Source organism: Bifidobacterium apicola (genome assembly GCF_042846865.1).
GTDB classification, from domain to species: Bacteria; Actinomycetota; Actinomycetes; order Actinomycetales; family Bifidobacteriaceae; genus Bombiscardovia; species Bombiscardovia apicola.
Genome location: NZ_BAAFQQ010000001.1, coordinates 1,264,137 through 1,283,303, shown reverse-complemented (window position 1 = coordinate 1,283,303; position 19,167 = coordinate 1,264,137). Strand labels below are relative to the sequence as shown.

At 59.5% G+C, this 19,167-nt stretch carries 16 protein-coding genes and 1 pseudogene; 9 read left to right on the top strand and 8 right to left on the bottom strand.

Annotation, left to right across the window (positions count from 1 at the left end; genetic code table 11):
- Positions 1 to 268: 268 nt before the first annotated feature.
- The 5 genes from ACGG9J_RS05210 to ACGG9J_RS05190 all read left to right on the top strand — a co-directional run bounded on the left by ACGG9J_RS05210 (position 269) and on the right by ACGG9J_RS05190 (position 5,524).
- Positions 269 to 1,339 (top strand): iron-siderophore ABC transporter substrate-binding protein, encoded by a 1,071-nt coding sequence (locus ACGG9J_RS05210; protein WP_390134255.1) that lies wholly within the window; start codon positions 269 to 271, stop codon positions 1,337 to 1,339.
- Between the two features lie 19 nt (positions 1,340 to 1,358).
- Positions 1,359 to 2,408, top strand: coding sequence for a FecCD family ABC transporter permease (locus tag ACGG9J_RS05205; RefSeq protein WP_390134253.1), 1,050 nt, complete (start codon positions 1,359 to 1,361; stop codon positions 2,406 to 2,408).
- A gap of 44 nt (positions 2,409 to 2,452) precedes the next feature.
- Positions 2,453 to 3,469: a FecCD family ABC transporter permease gene (locus ACGG9J_RS05200; protein WP_390134252.1), complete on the top strand. Its 1,017-nt coding sequence runs from the start codon at positions 2,453 to 2,455 to the stop codon at positions 3,467 to 3,469.
- Positions 3,470 to 3,474: 5 nt separating this feature from the next.
- Positions 3,475 to 4,374, top strand: coding sequence for an ABC transporter ATP-binding protein (locus tag ACGG9J_RS05195; RefSeq protein ID WP_390134250.1), 900 nt, complete (start codon positions 3,475 to 3,477; stop codon positions 4,372 to 4,374).
- Positions 4,375 to 4,552: 178 nt separating this feature from the next.
- Complete coding sequence (locus tag ACGG9J_RS05190; protein ID WP_390134248.1) at positions 4,553 to 5,524, top strand: siderophore-interacting protein; 972 nt, start codon at positions 4,553 to 4,555, stop codon at positions 5,522 to 5,524.
- 210 nt (positions 5,525 to 5,734) lie between these two features.
- Here the strand turns inward: ACGG9J_RS05190 and ACGG9J_RS05185 are convergent, their stop codons facing one another.
- The 8 genes and pseudogenes from ACGG9J_RS05185 to ACGG9J_RS05150 form a co-directional block, all read right to left on the bottom strand.
- Positions 5,735 to 6,325 carry an anthranilate synthase component II gene (locus ACGG9J_RS05185; protein ID WP_390134246.1) on the bottom strand — a complete coding sequence of 197 codons (591 nt, stop codon included), beginning with the start codon at positions 6,323 to 6,325 and terminating at the stop codon, positions 5,735 to 5,737.
- Positions 6,306 to 7,943 (bottom strand): anthranilate synthase component I family protein, encoded by a 1,638-nt coding sequence (locus ACGG9J_RS05180; protein ID WP_390134243.1) that lies wholly within the window; start codon positions 7,941 to 7,943, stop codon positions 6,306 to 6,308. The genes ACGG9J_RS05185 and ACGG9J_RS05180 overlap by 20 nt, the downstream gene beginning before the upstream one ends.
- Before the next feature lie 459 nt (positions 7,944 to 8,402).
- The gene (locus ACGG9J_RS05175) at positions 8,403 to 9,851 is read right to left on the bottom strand and encodes an MFS transporter (protein ID WP_390134241.1); all 1,449 of its coding nucleotides are present in this window, start codon (positions 9,849 to 9,851) and stop codon (positions 8,403 to 8,405) included.
- A 40-nt stretch (positions 9,852 to 9,891) separates the two neighbouring features.
- Positions 9,892 to 10,815, bottom strand: a complete 924-nt coding sequence (locus ACGG9J_RS05170; protein WP_390134239.1) for a nucleoside hydrolase — start codon at positions 10,813 to 10,815, stop codon at positions 9,892 to 9,894.
- A gap of 34 nt (positions 10,816 to 10,849) precedes the next feature.
- Entirely contained in the window at positions 10,850 to 11,668 is an 819-nt protein-coding gene (locus ACGG9J_RS05165; RefSeq protein WP_390134237.1) for an energy-coupling factor ABC transporter ATP-binding protein, read from the bottom strand.
- Positions 11,665 to 12,513, bottom strand: a complete 849-nt coding sequence (locus ACGG9J_RS05160; protein ID WP_390134235.1) for an energy-coupling factor ABC transporter ATP-binding protein — start codon at positions 12,511 to 12,513, stop codon at positions 11,665 to 11,667. The genes ACGG9J_RS05165 and ACGG9J_RS05160 overlap by 4 nt, the downstream gene beginning before the upstream one ends.
- Positions 12,510 to 13,328 (bottom strand): energy-coupling factor transporter transmembrane component T, encoded by an 819-nt coding sequence (locus ACGG9J_RS05155; RefSeq protein WP_390134233.1) that lies wholly within the window; start codon positions 13,326 to 13,328, stop codon positions 12,510 to 12,512. Before ACGG9J_RS05155 ends, ACGG9J_RS05160 begins: the two co-directional genes overlap by 4 nt.
- Positions 13,329 to 13,474: 146 nt before the next feature.
- A pseudogene (locus ACGG9J_RS05150) lies at positions 13,475 to 14,125 on the bottom strand (ECF transporter S component); the annotation flags it as partial.
- Between the two features lie 250 nt (positions 14,126 to 14,375).
- On the opposite strand from ACGG9J_RS05150, the gene ACGG9J_RS05145 reads away from it, so the two are divergent.
- The 4 genes from ACGG9J_RS05145 (at position 14,376) to ACGG9J_RS05130 (ending at position 19,002) form a co-directional block, all read left to right on the top strand.
- Entirely contained in the window at positions 14,376 to 16,247 is a 1,872-nt protein-coding gene (locus tag ACGG9J_RS05145) for a PfkB family carbohydrate kinase (RefSeq protein ID WP_390134231.1), read from the top strand.
- A gap of 77 nt (positions 16,248 to 16,324) precedes the next feature.
- Positions 16,325 to 16,720 (top strand): VOC family protein, encoded by a 396-nt coding sequence (locus tag ACGG9J_RS05140; RefSeq protein WP_390134229.1) that lies wholly within the window; start codon positions 16,325 to 16,327, stop codon positions 16,718 to 16,720.
- Positions 16,721 to 16,993: 273 nt separating this feature from the next.
- The gene (locus ACGG9J_RS05135; protein ID WP_390134227.1) at positions 16,994 to 17,887 is read left to right on the top strand and encodes a 3-hydroxyacyl-CoA dehydrogenase; all 894 of its coding nucleotides are present in this window, start codon (positions 16,994 to 16,996) and stop codon (positions 17,885 to 17,887) included.
- Positions 17,888 to 18,108: 221 nt separating this feature from the next.
- Positions 18,109 to 19,002, top strand: coding sequence for a 3-hydroxyacyl-CoA dehydrogenase (locus tag ACGG9J_RS05130; protein WP_390134224.1), 894 nt, complete (start codon positions 18,109 to 18,111; stop codon positions 19,000 to 19,002).
- Positions 19,003 to 19,167 lie beyond the last annotated feature (165 nt).

Genomic DNA, 19,167 nt, shown 5'->3' with positions numbered 1-19,167 from the left:
TGAGAGACCTAGAACAGTCAAAATTCTGCGTCTGCCGAACCTTGATATCCGACAGGATCCGTAGAGCAAGGGCTTTGCTAGATGGTTCCACCGAAGGCCATGAGAGGCCGATTGGACCCAACCCTCGCTTTCTCATCGTTTTCGCAGTGTGCCATTTAACACACGCAACCAGGGAAATCAACTCTTTTCTTCCCGCCGGGCCGATGCTACATCTGGTACCTGGCTCTGGTGCACCATGCCAATTCGACAGCACGATCAAAGGAACCACATGCACATTCGACCACTCCTTTCCCTCGCTCGATTCAAGCGCGCTATCGCAGTAATCCTGGTGCTGGCAAGCGCCCTCTTCTTCCTGGGCGCCTGCGGATCGGGCTCGCAGACAGACCAGTCCAGCCAGTCAAAGGCCTCGGAAGGGCAGGGCTCCTTCCCCGTCAAGATCGATCATGTTTACGGCACCACCTCGATCCCTTCCAAGCCCAAGCGCATCGCCACCGTCGGATGGGCCACTCCCGACAACCTCATCGCCTTGGGGGTCGTGCCGGTCAGCATCCAGAAAAACTCCTTCGGCAAGACCGTGGATGGAGGGTATCTGCCCTGGACCAAGGATGCCCTGGATGAGATGCATGTGGCCAAGGCGGATATGCCCAAGCTGCATGACGAATCGGACGGCATCGATGTCGAGGCCATCGCCGCGTCCAAGCCCGATCTGATCATCGGCCTGCTCTCCGGCATGACCAAGAAGCAGTATGACACCTTGAGCAAGATTGCGCCGACAATCGCCTATCAAGAGGTTGCCTGGGGCGACCCCTGGCGCAAGGTCATCACGTCCACAGCCAAGGCCATCGGAGAACCCGAAAAGGGCAAGCAGCTGATATCCGACCTGGAGGAGCGCATCTCAAAGGCCGGAGAGACCCAACCGGCCATCAAGGGCAAGACCGCGGCAGTTATGTATTTCGATGCCTCCAAGCTCTCTAAGTTCAGCGTCTACACCACCTCCGACGCCCGGCCTCAGTTCCTGAACGACCTCGGTATGGAGACTCCGGAGTCCATCAAGGAGGACTCCAAGGGCACTAAGAACTTCTACAAGGAGATCTCCTCCGAGCATGCCGACAGGTACAAGGATGTCGACATCATCGTTACCTACGGCACCCCGGACCTGCTTGAAGCGATGCGCAAGGACCCTCTCCTCTCCAAGATTCCCGCAGTTGAGCGCGGATCCGTCGTGGTTATCGACAATGACAGCGAGATGGCCAATGCCCTTGACCCCTCGGCCCTGTCCATCCAGAAGACGACCGACACATACGCCCAACTTCTGGGCGAGGCTGCCGCCAAGGTCTGATCAGGCCGCAGGTGAGGGGATGAAAGAGGGAGAGGTGGCGCATATATGCGGTCGGCGAGCAACCATGCATCGCAACGGAAACGGACCCATGGTCTTGCCCGGGCTGATTCTGGCGGTCTGCCTGGTCATGGTCTGCGCCCTGTCCCTGGTTTTCGGATCCCGTTCCGTCAGCCCTTCCGACATCCTCCACGCCCTGTCCGCCTCCTCGGATGACATCGCGGTCTCGGCCATCCGCCTGAGAATCCCCCGCACCGTCCTCGGCCTCCTGGTCGGCGCGGGGCTGGGGGTGGCCGGGACCCTGATGCAGGGCATATCACGCAATCCACTGGCGGACCCGTCGATTCTGGGTTTCAATACGGGGGCGGCCCTGGCGATCGTCTGCTCCATAGCCTTCTTCTCCTTATCGACCCCGGCCCAGTATGTCTGGGTGGGACTGCTGGGCAGTGCGACGACCGCACTGGTCGTCTGGGCCATAGGCTCCCTGGGGCCATCCGGTCCATCTCCGCTACGGCTGACCCTGGCCGGTGTCGTGATCAGTTCGGTACTGGGGTCTCTTACCTCCGCCATCCTTCTGCCGCGCGTCAATGTCATCAGCTCTTATCGTTTCTGGCAGGTGGGCGGAATCTCCGGCGCCCGGTTCGACCTCATGATGCCGGTCCTGCCTCTTCTCGCTCTTGGACTGATACTCGCCTTCTGCCTGACGCCCGGGATCAACGCCTTGACCCTGGGTGATCAGATGGCCGAAGGACTGGGTATGCACGTCGGACGTGTCCGCAGCCTGGCCTGGCTTGCGGCAATACTCCTCTGCGCCTCCTGTACGGCACTGGCGGGTCCGATTGGCTTCGTCGGATTGGTGGTCCCCCATGTGGCACGACTGCTCATAGGACCCGACTACAGGCGGATCATGGCCCTGAGCATCCTCATCGGCCCCCTTCTGGTGGTTGGCGCCGACGTGGTGGGCAGGATAATCACCCGTCCATCCGATGTGGAGGTCGGCATCGTCACGGCACTGATTGGGGCTCCCGTATTCGTGATTCTGGCCGGGCGCAGAAGAACCGCGGAGGTATAGGCATGGATGCTTGCCTCCTTCATGATGCGCACAGACCCGATGCGATGACCGACCTGCAACGGATACGACGGACCCACACCGTTCGTTCACTGGCAGTCACCATCCTGCTTGTGATACTCCTGGTTGCTCTCGCGCTGTCCGACCTGGTTCTGGGACACCGCACATACTCCATGAGCGACCTGATTGGAGCACTTCTGGGGCAGGGAGACGAAGGGACCAGGTTCGTGATTCTCCAACTCCGCATGCCCAGGGCACTGATCGGCTGCGCCGCCGGCATCGCATTCGGCATGGCCGGAATTGGTTTCCAACACCTCCTGCGCAACATGATGGCCAGCCCGGATATCATCGGCATCACGACAGGAGCCAACACGGCCGCCATCTTCGGCATTGTCGTATTGGGCCTGTCGGGCATGCCCTTGGCCTGCCTGGCGGTCATGGGCGGTCTCCTGACAGCCCTCCTGGTCATGGCCCTGGCCTGGCGCGGTTCGTTCGACCCGACCCGGCTGATACTGATCGGAATCGGAGTGGCCGCAGGGTTCAATGCTCTGGGTTCCTGGCTGATGGTTCGCAGCAACCAATGGGACATCCAGGCAGCAACCCGGTGGCTGACGGGCAGCCTGGCCGATGCCCAGTGGTCCGATCTACCCGTACTGGCAACAACAACCCTGGTCGGCGCCATGCTCCTGCTGGCACTCGACAGGAATGTCAGCACACTGCAGCTGGGACCGGAGATGGCCGCCGGACTGGGAGTCAGGGTAAGCCCTGTCCAGTTCGAGGTGATTATCGTGGGTGTGCTGCTCCTGGCTGTCGCAACGGCGACCACCGGTCCCATCTCCTTTGTTTCGTTCCTCTCCGGCCCCATCGCCGCAGTCCTGGTTGGTCGGGGAGCATCGGCCCTTATCCAGTCGGGCCTGGTGGGAGGTTGCCTGGTTCTGGAGTCGGACATCGTCGCCCAACATCTGCCCACAACCCAGATGCCGGTCGGCATCATCACCAGCATTGTGGGCGGACCCGTCCTCATCCTGATCATGGTCCTTATGACCCGCAGACAGGAGCTCTGACCATCTTGGCATCATCTCCGGCATACGACGCTTGGAGCAACGCGCATAAGCTGACCGCCTCGCACCTTCGCCTCACCTATGGCGGGCGTACGGTCATCGAGGACCTGAGTCTGGATATACCCCCACACACGATGGGGTCCATCATCGGACCCAACGGATGCGGAAAATCAACCTTCCTCAAGGCCATGGCCAGGATACTGAAACCAGCCTCGGGGACCGTCACGCTGGACGGAGAGCCCATCACCAGCATGCCCACCCGCAAGGTTGCAATGATTCTGGGGTTACTGCCGCAGAACCCGTCAGCACCCGCAGGCATCACCATCGCCGACCTGGTCGCTCGCGGTCGATACCCCCACCACCACTTCATCGAGCGGTGGACGACCAAGGACGAAAAGGCGGTGGAACGGGCCCTCGCCCTGACCGGACTGACCGATATGGCGGGGTGCCCAATCGACCGCCTGTCCGGAGGACAACGCCAGCGCGCCTGGATTGCCTTGACCCTCGCCCAGCAGACCGACATACTCCTTCTTGACGAACCAACCACGTATCTCGATATCGCCTACCAGCTTGAGGTACTCGACCTGCTGAGCACCCTGAACAGGCAGGAGGGCGTCACGGTGGTCATGGTTCTCCACGACCTGAACATGGCCGCCAGATATTCGGATTGGATCCTGGCCATCAAGGATGGCAAGAGGGTCGCTTTGGGCGCTCCCGACGAGGTCATGACCGAGAGCCTGGTCACGGAAGTATTCGACATCGCATCGACCGTGGTCTCTGATGGGTCCACCGGCACCCCATTGATGACCCCGGCACCCAGCCATAGTCTTGAAGCCCACTCTGGCGGGGCTGGCAATGTACACGTACACTGGGATGACCCGACAGGGCGACAGCAACCAATCCAATGATGTAAAGCCCTCGATGTAAACCCCTCGTCCTGTTCTCCGCATCGCTAACACCAACGTCTCCGACCAGAAAGCCTCAAAACCACCGATTCATGAACCATGACAACCTGAGTGGAGCCCCATCCTCAGGCAACTTGACGTTCCGATCAACCCATAAACCTCAACCGAAAGATAGCCAGCCATGGAACACCAAGCCAACAACCATCCTGTCCCTTTGATTCCCTTCCGCGTCTCCGTAGCCAGAGCGGAAACGCTCTCGCCCCACTTCAAGCGGATCGTCTTCCAGGGACCGGATCTGAAGATTTTTGCAGACGCTGGGTACGATGAGCGAATCAAAATCCTCTTGCCGCTCCCCGACGGATCCGTGCCGCCCCCTTCATTCTTCGAGGCGACCCCTGAAGATCCGCTTGCCTGGTACCAACAGTGGAGGACCATGCCCGCAGAGAGCCGCAACCCGCTGCGCACCTATACGGTTCGCAAGGTCAGGCCCGAGAGCGAGCAAATAGATGTGGACTTCGTCATCCACGACCATGCCGGACCGGCTGGAGCCTTTGCAGAGGCAGCAAGACCAGGCGATCAGGCCATCATCATCGGCCCCAATGCACAGGCCGGAGGACCCGTCGCGGGGATGGACTTTCACCCAGGCCAATCCAGACATCTTCTCCTGGTGGGCGATGAGACTGCGGTACCAGCCATCGGCGCCATAATGGACAGCCTGATCCGCGACCACTGGCGGGGAGAGGGGGTGGCATTGATCGAAGTCCCGACCGAAGAGGACCGTCTTCCGCTGCCCGAGCATGAAGGAATCCGCATAATTTGGACGACCTGCGACGAATCCGGGCATGGGCACGCCCTCACTGAAGCCATGCGCAACCTACTGGACGACCTGCCAATCCATCCGCCTACGGCCGCAACCGCTGAACCTTCCAAGGAATTCACAGAGGTCGATATCGACAAAGAGCTGCTCTGGGAGACTGCCAATGCCGCCCAAGCCGATGCCTCCATTCATGCCGACGACCTGTACGCCTGGATCGCCGGAGAGGCAGCCACCGTCCGCGAACTAAGGCGCATGCTGGTCAGAGACCAGGGGATGGATCGGCGCAGCGTCTCATTCATGGGGTATTGGCGCCAGGGCCGCAGCGAGATGTCCTGACCGCCCGTCCCCGTGAGCGGGCGACCACCCTCGTCTTTTCCTGACCTGGAAGCCAAAGAGCGATCACAGAAGCCCTTCTGACTGCGTGAGTAACAGGTCATGGGCTGCCGAATCGAATCCGCCACGGCATCTTGCAGGATTGATGGATAGGAACCACAGCCTTGCTTGCTGTGCGGCAGATTGGATAGAACCCCGTCCGGTTCTGATGAGTCAGTTCCCGTCAGATGAACCGCAGTACTCCCGGAAGAAATTGCCGATCACCTGGTGACCATACTGGCTGCCGATGCTCTCAGGGTGGAACTGAACGCCCTCCATAAGCAACCGGCCCCGCCTAAGGCCCATCACATAGCCATCCAGAAGCGAGCGCGCGCTGATCTCCAGATCGGCGATCTGGCTGACCGAGGCCTCGTCGGCAACCAGGGAATGGTACCTGGTCACATCGAAGGTATCAGGCAAGCACTTGAAGCAGCCCTTCCCGTCGTTGCTTATCCCGCTCACCTTGCCGTGCTGACGACTGGATGCCCTGACTACCCGTGCTCCGGCGTGTACCGCGATGGCCTGCATGCCCAAACAGATGCCGAAGACCGGCTTCCGTCCTGCCACCTGGTCAAGAAGCTCCAGGTAACCGCAGTCCTCCGGGCGCCCCGGCCCGGGGCCCAGAATGACCGCATCGAAGGTAAGCGGATTTACTTCTGCAAGGTGGTTCACCCGGACAATGGTCGTATCGGCGACCAACAGGTCCACGTAGTTCTTGACCACGTAGACGAAACTGTCGAAGGCATCAACCAGCAAGACTTTCATGGGCCAGCTCCTTTCCGGTGATGGCCAGGTAGGCCGAACTCATCTTCTTCATGGTCTCCTGCCACTCGCTCTCAGGCTGGGAGTCCTCGACGATCCCCGCCGAGGCGCGCAGGTGATAGCTGCCGGAATGGTAGGAGGCTGTGCGTATGCACAGTGCGGTCAGGACCAGACCGTCGAATCCGAGGAAGCCCACAGCTCCGGCATACACCCCGCGCGGGCTGACCTCGGTCTCCTCAATGATCTCCACGGCGCGCACCTTGGGGGTACCCGTCATGGTGCCGGCAGGGAAAGCGGCCGAGAAGACGTCGTACTTGTCCAGACCAGGCCGGATCCGGCCGACCACATCCGAGACCATGTGAATGACGTGGGAGTAGACCTCGGTAGTCATCAGCCGGTCCACCTTCAAGGATTCAGGCGTGCAGCACCTGGCTACGTCGTTGCGGCCCAGGTCCACAAGCATCAGGTGCTCGGCCCGCTCTTTGGGGTCGCTGGTCAGCTGCCTGATGGCCGCCTGTCGAGCCTCTTCTTCTCCGGGGTTACCGACCGTTCCGGCGATGGGCCGCAGGGTTATGTCACCAGCAGGGGTCAGCCCGATGAAGAGCTCGGGACTTGCTCCGATGACATGCACGCCCTGAGGGGTTACGAAGTAGTACATATAGGGGGACGGGTCCTGCAGACGCAGCCGCTGGTAGACCTGGAAGGGCGGAATGCGGGAATCCACCTGGATCTCATGCCCGAGCTGGAGCTGATAGACATCGCCCAGGGCTATGTGCTCCTTGCCCTCGGCAAACCACTGATAGAAACGATCCCGATCGATCGTGTCATGGGCCTCGTATGGATAGTCCGGCCCGATGCCACCCTGTATGCCGGTCTGGACCGCATCAGTGTTTGGAGATTGCCCCGGCGATGCGTCGAATTGAAGCAGCCCCAGCACATCTTCTAACGGCGCGGATTCATGCCCGGTCTCGCCGCCCTTGATTGGCGCATTCGGAACCTGTGCACCAGACTGTGCAGAAGATCCGCGCTCTCGCAGATTTTCCTTACCCTCGGGACTGTCATATCCAGCAGAATCCTTATCGGCATGGATCAGGGTGGCACTGCAACCACCGGTTTTCAGATCCAAGGTGATGATTCCTCGGTACAGCGTCAACGAGATGACAGGCAAGGCCGCATCCCTTGGTATGCGCTCCTCCAGATCCTCGATCATGAAGATGGTGTCATACCCGAAGTAGCCGAACCAGCCCATCCCGAAGGGGCCTTCGTGGTCGCCGCTGATGGCGAAGGAGGATTCCAACCTCCTCAGCGCTGCAAAGACTTCCTGGATGCCGGGGACCGGAAGATGAACCACCCCATGCTCAATCCGTCCGAAAGTCTCCAACAGGCCTGTCAGCCGAGCATCGCCCAAAGGGTCGATGGTCATGACGTGGTCCGTCACACTCACGGCCAGCATCGGTTCGAATCCGATTGCCGAGCGGTTCCGATCCGGATCAGGGCCGCTCAGGGACTCCAGGATGAAGAGCTGATCCTCCCGATATCGGGTGCGCAGCCGCCTGTAGATGGCCAGTGCGTCAAGGTCGCTGGAGAACCGACGGGATTCCAAAATTACGTTGATAGTCATTAGGGCACTTCCTAGGTCAAATACTGCAGTTGGGAAGCGGCAGCGATACCTCATCTGATGCCGTTTCAGCGCGTCATGGATATGGATTTCCCATGGCAGGATGTCCGCAGATAGTAAAAGAGCAACCTCATGCACCGAGGCGAATACAGAAATTAGAAGAAGAACCGGCTACAACATCAACGCCATCGGGCATCGACATAGAAGAAGACACCCTTGGGCAACCAAGGCTGCAATGGTGTCGTTTTCTCCATGGCCACGATGCTAGAGCACCAGGATGCAGCCGCCCAACCGGCATCCATAATTCGGACATCTTTAGACTGAAGACTGTTCATCCACCAACGGCGCTGCGGAAGTTATGCCCATCATGCCCAGCAGAATTCTGTCCACACCCTTATGGACAAGAACCGGGCCTAGGGGCAAATTCCCAGACCCGGTTCCCTCAATTAGCAGCTCGGAAGATCAGTCCTCGTCCTCAGCCACGCGGGAGTGGCTGTAGATCATCTTCATGGAGCAGATGAAGAGAACCAAGCCCAGCAGGATGATCACGCCGCCGATCATGAAGACATTGGCGTAGGTCGAAGCCAGGCCCTGCGCAGTGCCGGCCAGGCTGCCCGAACCCATGGATCCGTTGGCCATGAGCTGGCCGAAGAGGGCGACACCGATGGAGCCGGTGATGGCCTGGAGCAGATCGTTGAAGCCGAGCACACGGCCGGACTCCTCAGGTGCCACGGTCAGGGTCGCGGTGTCAACGATGGGCTGGTAGAAGAAGGAGGTGCCGAAGTAGTAGATGCAGGGCGCCACAGCCAGGGCCCAGATCTTGCCGGCGGGGATCAGGAAGGCGATGGCGATCAGGCCGCCGCCCATGCAGGCCAGAGCCAGGATGACCGAAGCCTTGCGCCCGATCTTCTGAATGATCGGCCCGGCAGCGAATCCCATGATGCCAGCCAGGATGATGGACCAGACCAGCAGGTTGGAGACCTTGGAGGAGTCGATGCCGTACACGTTCAGACCAATGGCGTTGACGCCCGCGTTCAGGGTGTAGCTGAAGAAGTAGCCGACGAAGATGACGGTCATGGTCATGGCGAAGGCCGGGTTGGTCAGCATCTTCGGAGTGATGAAGGGATTGCTGGCCTTGTTGACATAGACCAGGAAGGCCACCAGGGTCACGATGCAGGCAATGCCCCAACCCCAGTTGATATCGGTGAAGAACATGGTCACCGAAGCAGCGAACAGTCCGATCAGCGTGAAGCCGATACCGTCGATCTTGACGCCAGCCGCATGCTGGTCGGGCAGGTTCTTGGCCAGGACGGGAATGAAGAAGACGGCCACAATACCTACTCCGAAGAGCCAGCGCCAGTCAAGCAGAGTCATATAGCCAGCCAGGAAGACTCCTAGGGCAGCGGCGAAGCGGAAGACCGCGACGAAGACGCCGTACCAGAGCACACGCTTCTTCTTCTCCACATACTTGGAGACCAGAACCAGGAAGATGGACCCTGAAACCTGCCAGCCGGCCGACTGCACCACGCGGGCAGCGATGACGATCCATATGCTGAAGGTACCGAAGCACCCCAGAATCGACCCCAGCACGAAGACGACCGTGCCCAGGATCATCATCTTCTTCAGGGAGACAAAATCGCCCAAGGAGCCGTAGATGACGCAGACGATTCCCAGGATGATGCCGGGCAGCGAGGTGATCAGCGGAGCCAGATTGGCCTGGTTGAGCTGCTTGCCGATGTTCACGTAGATCATGCCGAAGGCCTGCTGCTGGAGCACGCCCAGGGTGAAGATAATCAGAACCACCGGGATGGCTACGCGGGCCATCTTGTTCATTTTCGCGAACTCCGCAGTCCCCTCCTCGGGAACGGGTATGCCGTTCCTCTGCTCCTCGGAGACAGTTGACTCACTCATTTTTTCTTTAATTTCCTTTCGGTTCTTCTCAATGGGGAAGTTACTGACGGCGGACCTTGCCGACCTTGTCAACGAAGCAGGAACGGAACCTGTCCACGTCCACATCCACGCAGACGCTGGCGTTGGCCTTGCCGCCAAGGATGCCGTCATAATCGACCACCGTGGCGCCCAGGGTGAGCGGGCTGGAGATCTCGACATCCACAAAGGCCTCGCGCATGGTGAACAGGTCTGGCTGAATCAGCACCATGGCGGCGGAGGGGTCATACATCTTGATCCCCTCCTCGATGTGCCCACCGTCATAGGACCGGAAAAGGGAGGCGACCATGCCGCCCACTTCACCGGCTGCGTCCAGATCGTCCAGGTCTCCGGCGACCAGATGGGCCTTGCGACCGATGTCCAGGCCGACCATGGTCACAGGCAGCCCGCTGCGGAAGACCATCCTGGCGGCCTCTGGGTCGACGGAGATGTTGAACTCGCCATAGACCCCGATATTGCCGCGTCCTGTGGAGCCTCCCATCATGACGATCCGGTCGATGTGGTCCTTGACCTCCGGGAAGGTGGCCAGCAGCAGGGCGATGTTGGTCAGAGGGCCCAGGGTCAGGATGGTGACTGGCTCATCGCTCTCCAGCAGCACCCGCCGCTCCTCCAGGACCGCGTTGTTCTCGGTCAGCAGGCTGGGGTCCGGCTCAGGAAAGACGAATGACCCCATCCCCGACTTGCCGTGGGCTTCGGTGGCGAACCTGTTGTCGCGCATGAGCGGGGCCGCCGCGCCACGGGCCACGGGGATGCGCCTGCCCAGGAAAGTCAGCAGCTTCAGCGCATTGTTGGTGGTGTGGCCGATGCCCACATTGCCGGACACCGAAGCTATCAGCCTGATGTCGAAGCTGGGTTCGTCGACCAGCATCGTAATGGCCGCAGCATCATCGATGCCGGGGTCCGTGTCGATGATCAGTGGTCTGGTCATTGCTTCACTCCTTTTGCTCTTGTCGTATCCAAACTCAAATTCCAGCCCCCGCTTTGGCCCGGCGGGCTGCATCGACAAAGGCAGCGACGGTGAAGACCGGGCCGTCCAAGCCCACCTGCCGGGCCACCCGGGTGATGGGCGGAGGCGTCACATAGGCCTGCTTGAGCACACCCACCCGGGCGAAGACCTCCTCACGACTGCCATCCAGCAGGACCCGGCCATGCTGCATGAGCACAACCCTGGGGAAGTTGCGGGTGACAAACTTCATATCGTGGGAAATGGTGATGCAGAGTCTGCCTTGGTCCCGCAGACGGGCGATGATGGCAGCCAGCCGATCATTGCCGGCCTTGTCCTGGCCGCATGTGGGTTCGTCGAAGACCACGGCACCCGTGTCCATCATGAGGACGGAGCCGATGGCGCAGAATTTCTTCTCGGTGGGGCTCAGATCGAACGGATGATCGTCCAGCCGGTCCGCCAGACCCACTAACTGCGCCACCTGCTCCATGCGGCGCTCTATCAGATCCTGATCGACCCCAAGCTGCCGGGGACCGAACTCGAATTCCTTGCGGATGCTGTCCAGAAAGAGCTGATCGTCGGGATTCTGAAAAACGTACCCCACTTTGCGGGCCCACTGGGCCGTGTTTGCCGTAGCCAGATCGACGCCGTCAATCAAGATGCGACCACTGGTTGGTCTAAGGATGCCGTTCAGATGCTTGGCCAGGGTGGTCTTGCCAGCGCCGTTCTGACCGATCAGCGCTACAGGCTGATCACCTTCGAGGGTCAGATTCACCCCGTCCAGGGCACGATGGCCATGCGGGTAGACGTACTCCAGATGTTCCAGGTCGATCTTCATCGCAGCGCCTCCCGAATCATGCGCACCGCCTGGTCCTCGCGTACGGGCAGATCCGGCAGGTCGAATCCAGCGGCCTGCAAACCCCTGCCGAGTTTGACGTAATCCGGTATGTCAATTCCCCACTTCACCGTCTCAGGATCGGTGAAGACCTCCTTGGGAGTGCCTATGGAGCGAACCCGGCCTGCCCCCAGGACCATGACCTGGTCAGCGCATCGAGCGACCCGCTCCATATCGTGATCGACCATGACTACGGTGATGCCCTCCTGGTTGAGCCGCTTGACAATGTCGAAGATCTCTTCGCTGCCTAGCGGATCCAGCTGGGCCGTGCATTCGTCCAGAACCAGGATGTCCGGCTCCATGATCAAGGTCGAGCCCAGGGCCACCCGCTGCACCTGGCCGCCGGAAAGCTCCAGAGGGTTCTTGCCGAGCAGATCCTCGATATGCATAAGGGCAGCCACCCGAGCCACCTTGGCATGCATGGTTTCACGTGGAACCCCATGGTTGCCCAGCCCGAAGGCCAGTTCCTCGGCCACGGTCCCAGCCGTATAGGAGAGCTGATTGAAGGGGTTCTGAAAGACCAGACCCACATGTTTTGACAGATCGGCAATGCTCGAAGCGGCTACGTCGATGTCCGTGATCCGAACGCATCCCTTGGATTTGCCCACGAAATAGTGCGGGATCAGACCGACCAGGGCGTTGCACAGGGTCGATTTGCCCGACCCATTGGCCCCGACGATGCAGAAGAAGCTGCCCTGCTCGACGCTGAAGCTCACCCGCTTCAATGTGGTTCGATCAGCGTCACGGTATCTGAAGGAAAACTCATCCACTCGTATGACCTCGGTCATGCCCGACCTCCCCATTGAATGCCCACGGTGATCAGGCCGGCGCGCGTGAGGCAGCCGAGCACCAGAGCCAGCACCAGAAAAACAGTGAACAGGACGGTCATCACGGTGTCGCTGCGCCGCCAAACCACCTCAAGGTAGCTGGTCTGCCGCACCCCGCGGATGCCGAATCCCCGGGTCTCCAGGGTCATCCCGCGCTCCTGCGAATCCGTCAGGGAGGAAAGAACCACCGGTCCGAGCAGGGGCAGGAAGGCCCGCGCCCGGGAAATCAAGCCGCCGCCGGTCTCCAGACCACGTGCATGCTGAGACTGCTCGATGATCGCAATCCTGCGCTGCATCTGGGGGACTACATTCAGACTGGCCAGGATCAGGTAGCCGATCTTCGATGGCACGCCTATCTGCGTCAAAGCCGCAACCAGACGACCCATGTAGGTAGTTTTATTGGTCAGGTAGAAAGACCCCAGGAAAACCAAAAGGGTCACTACGATTTTGGCCGCGTAGAGGCTGCCTTCAAGGCCCAGCTCAGCAAATCCCAGATCAAGAATGACCTTGGTGTTCCTCGGGCTGTAACATCCCTGAATAAACAGCAGCATGAGCGTGACGGGAATGCCGAACCCGAGCATGATGCCAGAGAAAGGCCGGAGCACCCGGGCCAGGGCCGCGGCTACGAAGAGCATGACGATGATTCCCAGACCCAGGGTAAAGTCCGGCCAAACCAAAGTCGCAAGACCCAAGGAGAACACCCCGGCGATCTTGGCCATGGGATGCATGCGAACCAGCGGAGAATCAGGAATCCCGTTCGATGCAGGACCAGGCATCAGCGTTCAGACCTTTGGGTACGTTCACAGTCCGAGTCCGCTGGATCGCCTGTCGATGTGCCTCGATCAGACTCTGCAGCACCGTCGACCTTCATCGGCCACGCTGAGCTCTCCTGACTGGACGCTCCAGCCGCTTCGCGTTCATCCTCGTCCTCATCCTCATCCAGGTCATCCAAATCATCCAGATCGGACTGGTCCTCGCTGCCGTCCAAGGCGTACTGGCTCAGGAAGCGCTTGGGGATTCGACGCACGATCACATAAGCGATCAGGACGGTGATGCCCTTGTCGATCAGATTCTCCAGCATGGAGGAGGAGAGCACCGAGATGACGATGTTCTTCACAGCCACCACCAGTGCAGCTGTGAGGACCGAAGTGCCGTTGACTCCGGTGGCGCCCCCGTAGACGAGCACGGTGATCAGAGAGGCAGTGACCGTGTTGACCAGCGCGCAGGCCAACCAGACCAGGACGACACCCCATATCCGTTTGAAGAGCCCGGCCTTGACCATGTAGCCGATCACCAGGCCGCACAAAACGCTGGAGAGCGCATAGGGCAGATAGACCGGATTGGCCACCAAGGCGAGGAAGACATTGGTCAGCAGCCCGCACAAAGCAGCCACCCAAGGGCCGGACAGGCAGGCGATGACCGTGGTGCCAATCATATCCAAAAAAAGCGGCAGTTTGAGGGTGGAGCTCAGGGTCCCGCCGATGAGGTTGGTGCCCACTGCGATGGGTATCAGCACCAAGGATTTTGTCGAGAACTGAGCAGTGATTCCTCTCCACAACGATCGCGCGCTCATAATCCGTACCGCCTTTGGTCCTTGAATGTCGATTTCTGCAGATGGCCGTCGCTCACAGCCAGATCCGCATCACCGCTTTGAGAAACCACTTTCGTAAACAACTTTCATTGACAGAGACTATCAACAGCTGCATGGGGTGTCAAATGCGAAACCGCTGACGACGATCTCTCAGGTAAGCTTGATTCGCTAGATCCAACAGGCCAACGAAGCCATTCGCCGGAGCGTCAGAGATGAGGAGGACAGGAACCCCATGAACATCAAGGACATTGCCCAGCTTGCCGGCGTATCCACATCGACGGTCTCCAAGATCGTGAATCACAGGGACGCGAGCATCACCGCCGCCACGCGCGACAGGGTCCTTGAACTGGTCAGGAAGTACCACTACACGCCTTACGGATCCTCCAAGCCCAACACCACCACCTGGAGAATCGGGGTCCTGCTGAGCTCATCCATCTCCATGGACTCCACCTTGGACGGAATCATCCAGCAGGCACAGAAATCCGGTTACGGGACCCTGGTCTTCAACAGCTACGGCGATCACGACCAGGAGGAGCGCAATATTCTGGCCGCCCTGGAGCATCGGGTGGATGGCTTGGTCTGGGAGCCGGTCGACCACGCAAGCCTGCCTTTGAAAAGCAGGATCGAGGCAGGAGGGATTCCCGAGCTCACCATTGGCCCCCTAGGAGACGACAAGACCGCGCTCATGCCCTACGAGGAGGCTGCATACAGTCTTACTGAAGAGCTGATCAAGCGCCGCCACACCAGCATCGCTTGCCTGCTCTCGCCGGGCAGACGGACCCAGAGCTTCCTGCACGGCTATCGACGCTGCTTGTTCGACCACAACCTCCAATACCACGCTGACATGGTCCTGGGAACCATCGGCGAGGACCTGACCCAGGTATTGGAGAACCGGCATGTCACCGGAGTCGTGGCATCCCACTACCACCATGCCCTGGAATTCCTCCAGTTTGCAGAGTCCATGCACTATCGCCTCCCACAGGATCTCTCCCTGGTCTCACTGATGAACGACACCAACGTGCACCTGCGCTACCCGGGCAGTCCGGAGATATCGTCCTACATCATGCGCAATGCCGATTTCGGCGCCTACCTGTGCCGGCGGATCATCCACGCCATCGAACATGACTTCCATCAAAGCGAGGCATTCGACCATGTCTTCGCGCTGGAAGGCGAGCAGACCGTCGGACGGCCTCCGGACCAGCAGTGCAAGAAGATCGTGGTGGTCGGCAGCATCAACGTAGACACCTACCTGACCGCTTCCAGCCTGCCCAAGGCGGGCATGACCACCACGACCAGAAACTTCGCTTCCACGCCAGGGGGCAAGGCCACCAACCAGGCGGTGGGCGTGGCCAGGCTGCAGCATCAGGTCTCCCTGATCGGCAATGTCGGCAGCGATCCGGCTGCGGACTACATATACAAAACCATGAGGCAGGCCCGTGTGGATGCCACCGGCGTGCGCAGAGTCACCGGGGCGGACACAGGCAAAGCCTACATTTTCGTCGACAGCAAGGGCGAGTCGATGATCTCCCTGGTCGCCGGCGCCAACGAATCCCTGACGCCAGACGACATCACCGCGCGCGATCAGATTTTCCGAAACACCGGCTACTGCCTGATCCAGACGGAGATTCCCATGGACACCGTCGCCGAAGCCTGCCGGACAGCCAAACGCCATCATGCCGCCACGATCCTCAAGCCGTCATCCTGCGACCATCTGCCTGAAGACCTCCTGGATTCGATCGACATCCTGATTCCCAATTTCAACGAGCTGAACACCCTGATACCCGGACCGGGATCGGTAGTGGATAAGGCGAAACGGTTCATTGACGGCGGGGTCGGCAAGGTCATCATCACCCTGGGCGAGCGCGGCTGCACCCTGGTCACTGCCAACGGGCACAAGGACTTCCCCGCCCATGAGACACGAGCGGTCGACGACACCGGCGCCAGCGATGCCTTCATCAGCGCTCTGGCTTCCTACCTGTGCAACGGATGCTCCCTGGATAAAGCCGCTCGGATCGCCAATCTGGCCGCCGGTTTCAGTGTCGCCCATGAAGGCGTCATCCCCTCCCTGATCAGCCGACGCCAACTGGAGGGTCTGATCGACTGAGTGCGGAGAATACATGGAGCGCCTACAGTGGGCATCAGGAAGCGTTACAGCTTCAAGGCACCAAAGGAGCGGCCATTATGAAACCTATGTCGGATTACGCCAAAGATCTGCAGCACTCGGGCATGATCGCCCGCGACCTGGACGAGACCATCGACTTCTACACCGACAAACTCGGATTCGAGCTGGTCGGCATCTACCCTAACGGCGAGAACCGGTGCGCATTCCTGCGCCTGGGTCATCTGACCATCGAAACCTGGGAGGGCGAGCCCGCACCCATGCGCACTGGAGCAATCAACCACTGGGCACTGGACGCACCAGACATCGATGCTGCTTACGAGCATGCCCTGGAGATGGGATTGAAGATCAAAGAGGACTCCATACAGTCCATTCCCACCTTCTGGCAGCATGGAATCCGCTACTTCAACGTCATCGGCCCCAACCAGGAGACCATCGAATTCTGCCAGATTCTCTGACCTCCGGAGGCTTCTTTTCGTCTCGGCTATCCGGAGATTCAGTCGACAGCTCGCATAGCAACCCCGCCGGCAGCTGCCGCTGCAATACTCGTGTGAGCAAAGCGACACAATTCTTAGTGTTTCACGCATCCGCTTGATCTGCCGAATAGTCCTTGATTTCGCGCGTTATTCCAGCCTTCCGACAATCCAGGAACATCCAGACAAGTCCCAGTTATTGCCGGTATTATGGAAAAAGTGTCCGAGGATGGATGCATTGCAGCGAAAAGAGGTTGTATGACCAACATCACCAAAGTGACTGTTGCCGGTGGCGGGGTACTGGGCAGTCAGATCGCCTATCAATCGGCCTTCAAGGGCAAGAAGGTAACGATTTACGACATCAACGACGAGGCCGTTGCGGCCGCCGAGGAGCGCGTCAAGAACCTGCGCGATTCCTACAAGCACGACATCAAAGCCACTGATGAGCAGTTCGACGCCGGCCTGAACAACATGTCCTATACCGCAGACATGGCCAAGGCCGTAAAAGATGCTGACCTTGTCATCGAAGCAGTCCCTGAGAAGCCCTCAATCAAGCACGACCTTTATCGGAATCTGGCTAAGCTGGCTCCCAAGGACACCATCTTCACCAGCAACTCCTCCACCTACGTGCCCAGCGCCTTCGCAGCCGACACAGGCAGGCCGGACAAGTTCCTGAACATGCACTTCGCCAACCAGGTCTGGCTGTACAACACGGCTGAGATCATGGGGACCGATCAGACCGACCCCAAGGTCTTCAACGAAATCGTGGACTATGCCAAGGAGATCGGCATGGTTCCCATCGTCCTGAAGAAGGAGCAGCCCGGATACGTTCTGAACACCCTCCTCATCCCTCTGCTCACCGCCGCCTCCTACCTTTGGGGTCAGGGCATCGCGGACCCGGAGACCGTGGACAAGACCTGGATGATCGCAACAGGCGCACCTATGGGCCCCTTTGCCATCTTTGACGTTGTGGGACTGCGGACCGCCTTCAACATCACCAAGGAACAGCAGGGAGACAACCCCGACTTCAAGCCCTTCCTGGACAAGATCCAGAAGATGATGGACGAGGGCAAGACCGGCAAGGATTCGGGAGAAGGGTTCTATGCCTATCCTGATCCCGCCTTCGCCAAGCCTGACTTCCTGAAGGCCTGAGAGAACCGTTTCCGCCAAACAGGGCCCGCCCGTTCCAGGGGACCAGAGCGCAATGCGCCTCCCCGCAACGGGCGGGTCCGTTTTCAATGCGAATTTCAATCGAATCCACTCGTCAAGCCGCTCATCAACCCCCAACTCTCGCAAAGAACAGGCTGCGCCTCTTTACTAGCATGGAATCAGACACCCAAGGAAGGGTGCCGACACAATGAAAGAGGTCATTCATGACAGATATCGAACAGGTCACCGTCGCCGGTGGCGGTGTTTTGGGCAGTCAGATTGCCTATCAATGTGCATTCAAGGGCAAAAATGTCACGGTCTACGACATCGGAAACGAAGCCGTAGCAGCAGCCAAAGAGCGGGTCGAGGCGCTTCGCACTGCCTATAAGCGCGACATACAAGCAACAGACGAACAGTTCGACGCCGGGCTAGGTCGAATGAGCTTCACCACCGACCTGGGCGAAGCCGCAAAGAATGCGGATCTGGTCATCGAGGCAATTCCCGAGAAACCCTCCATCAAGCACGACTTCTATCAGAGCCTGGCCAAACTGGCGCCCCAGGACACCATCTTCGCCAGCAACTCCTCGACCTACGTGCCCAGCACCTTTGCAGCCGACACAGGCAGGCCGGACAAGTTCCTGAACTTGCACTTCGCCAACCAGATCTGGCTGATGAACACCGCTGAAATCATGGGAACCGATCAAACGGATCCGGACATCTACAACCGAATCGTTTCCTTTGCCCGGCAGATCGGCATGGTCCCCATCCAGTTGCACAAGGAACAGCCCGGATACGTGCTCAATACCTTGCTGATGCCGCTCATGGGCGCCGCCGGCATGCTCTGGGCGCACGACGTAGCCGATCCCCAGACTGTAGACAAGACCTGGATGATCGCCACCGGCGCACCCAAGGGACCCTTCGGCTTCTACGACATGGTCGGCCTTCGGACCGCCTACAACATCCTCTGCCAGCGCCAGGGCGACAATCCTCAAGCCAAGCCCCTCCTGGACAAGCTCAAGGCCATGATCGACCAGGGCAAGCTGGGCGAAGAGACCGGTCAGGGCTTCTACCAGTATCCTGATCCCGACTACCGGGACCCTGGATTCCTCAAGGCCTGATCAAATTTAGTCAAACGGGCTGCGGAGGGTCGGAGCAGAGCCCGCCGCAGCCTTCATCATGGGGCGTGGTAGGCTGTGTATTTATGACATTTTTGTGAAAACCACAAAAAGGAAGAGGTCTATAAGGAAACTACCAAGACGAAAAAGCTGAACAACGGCCTGTTG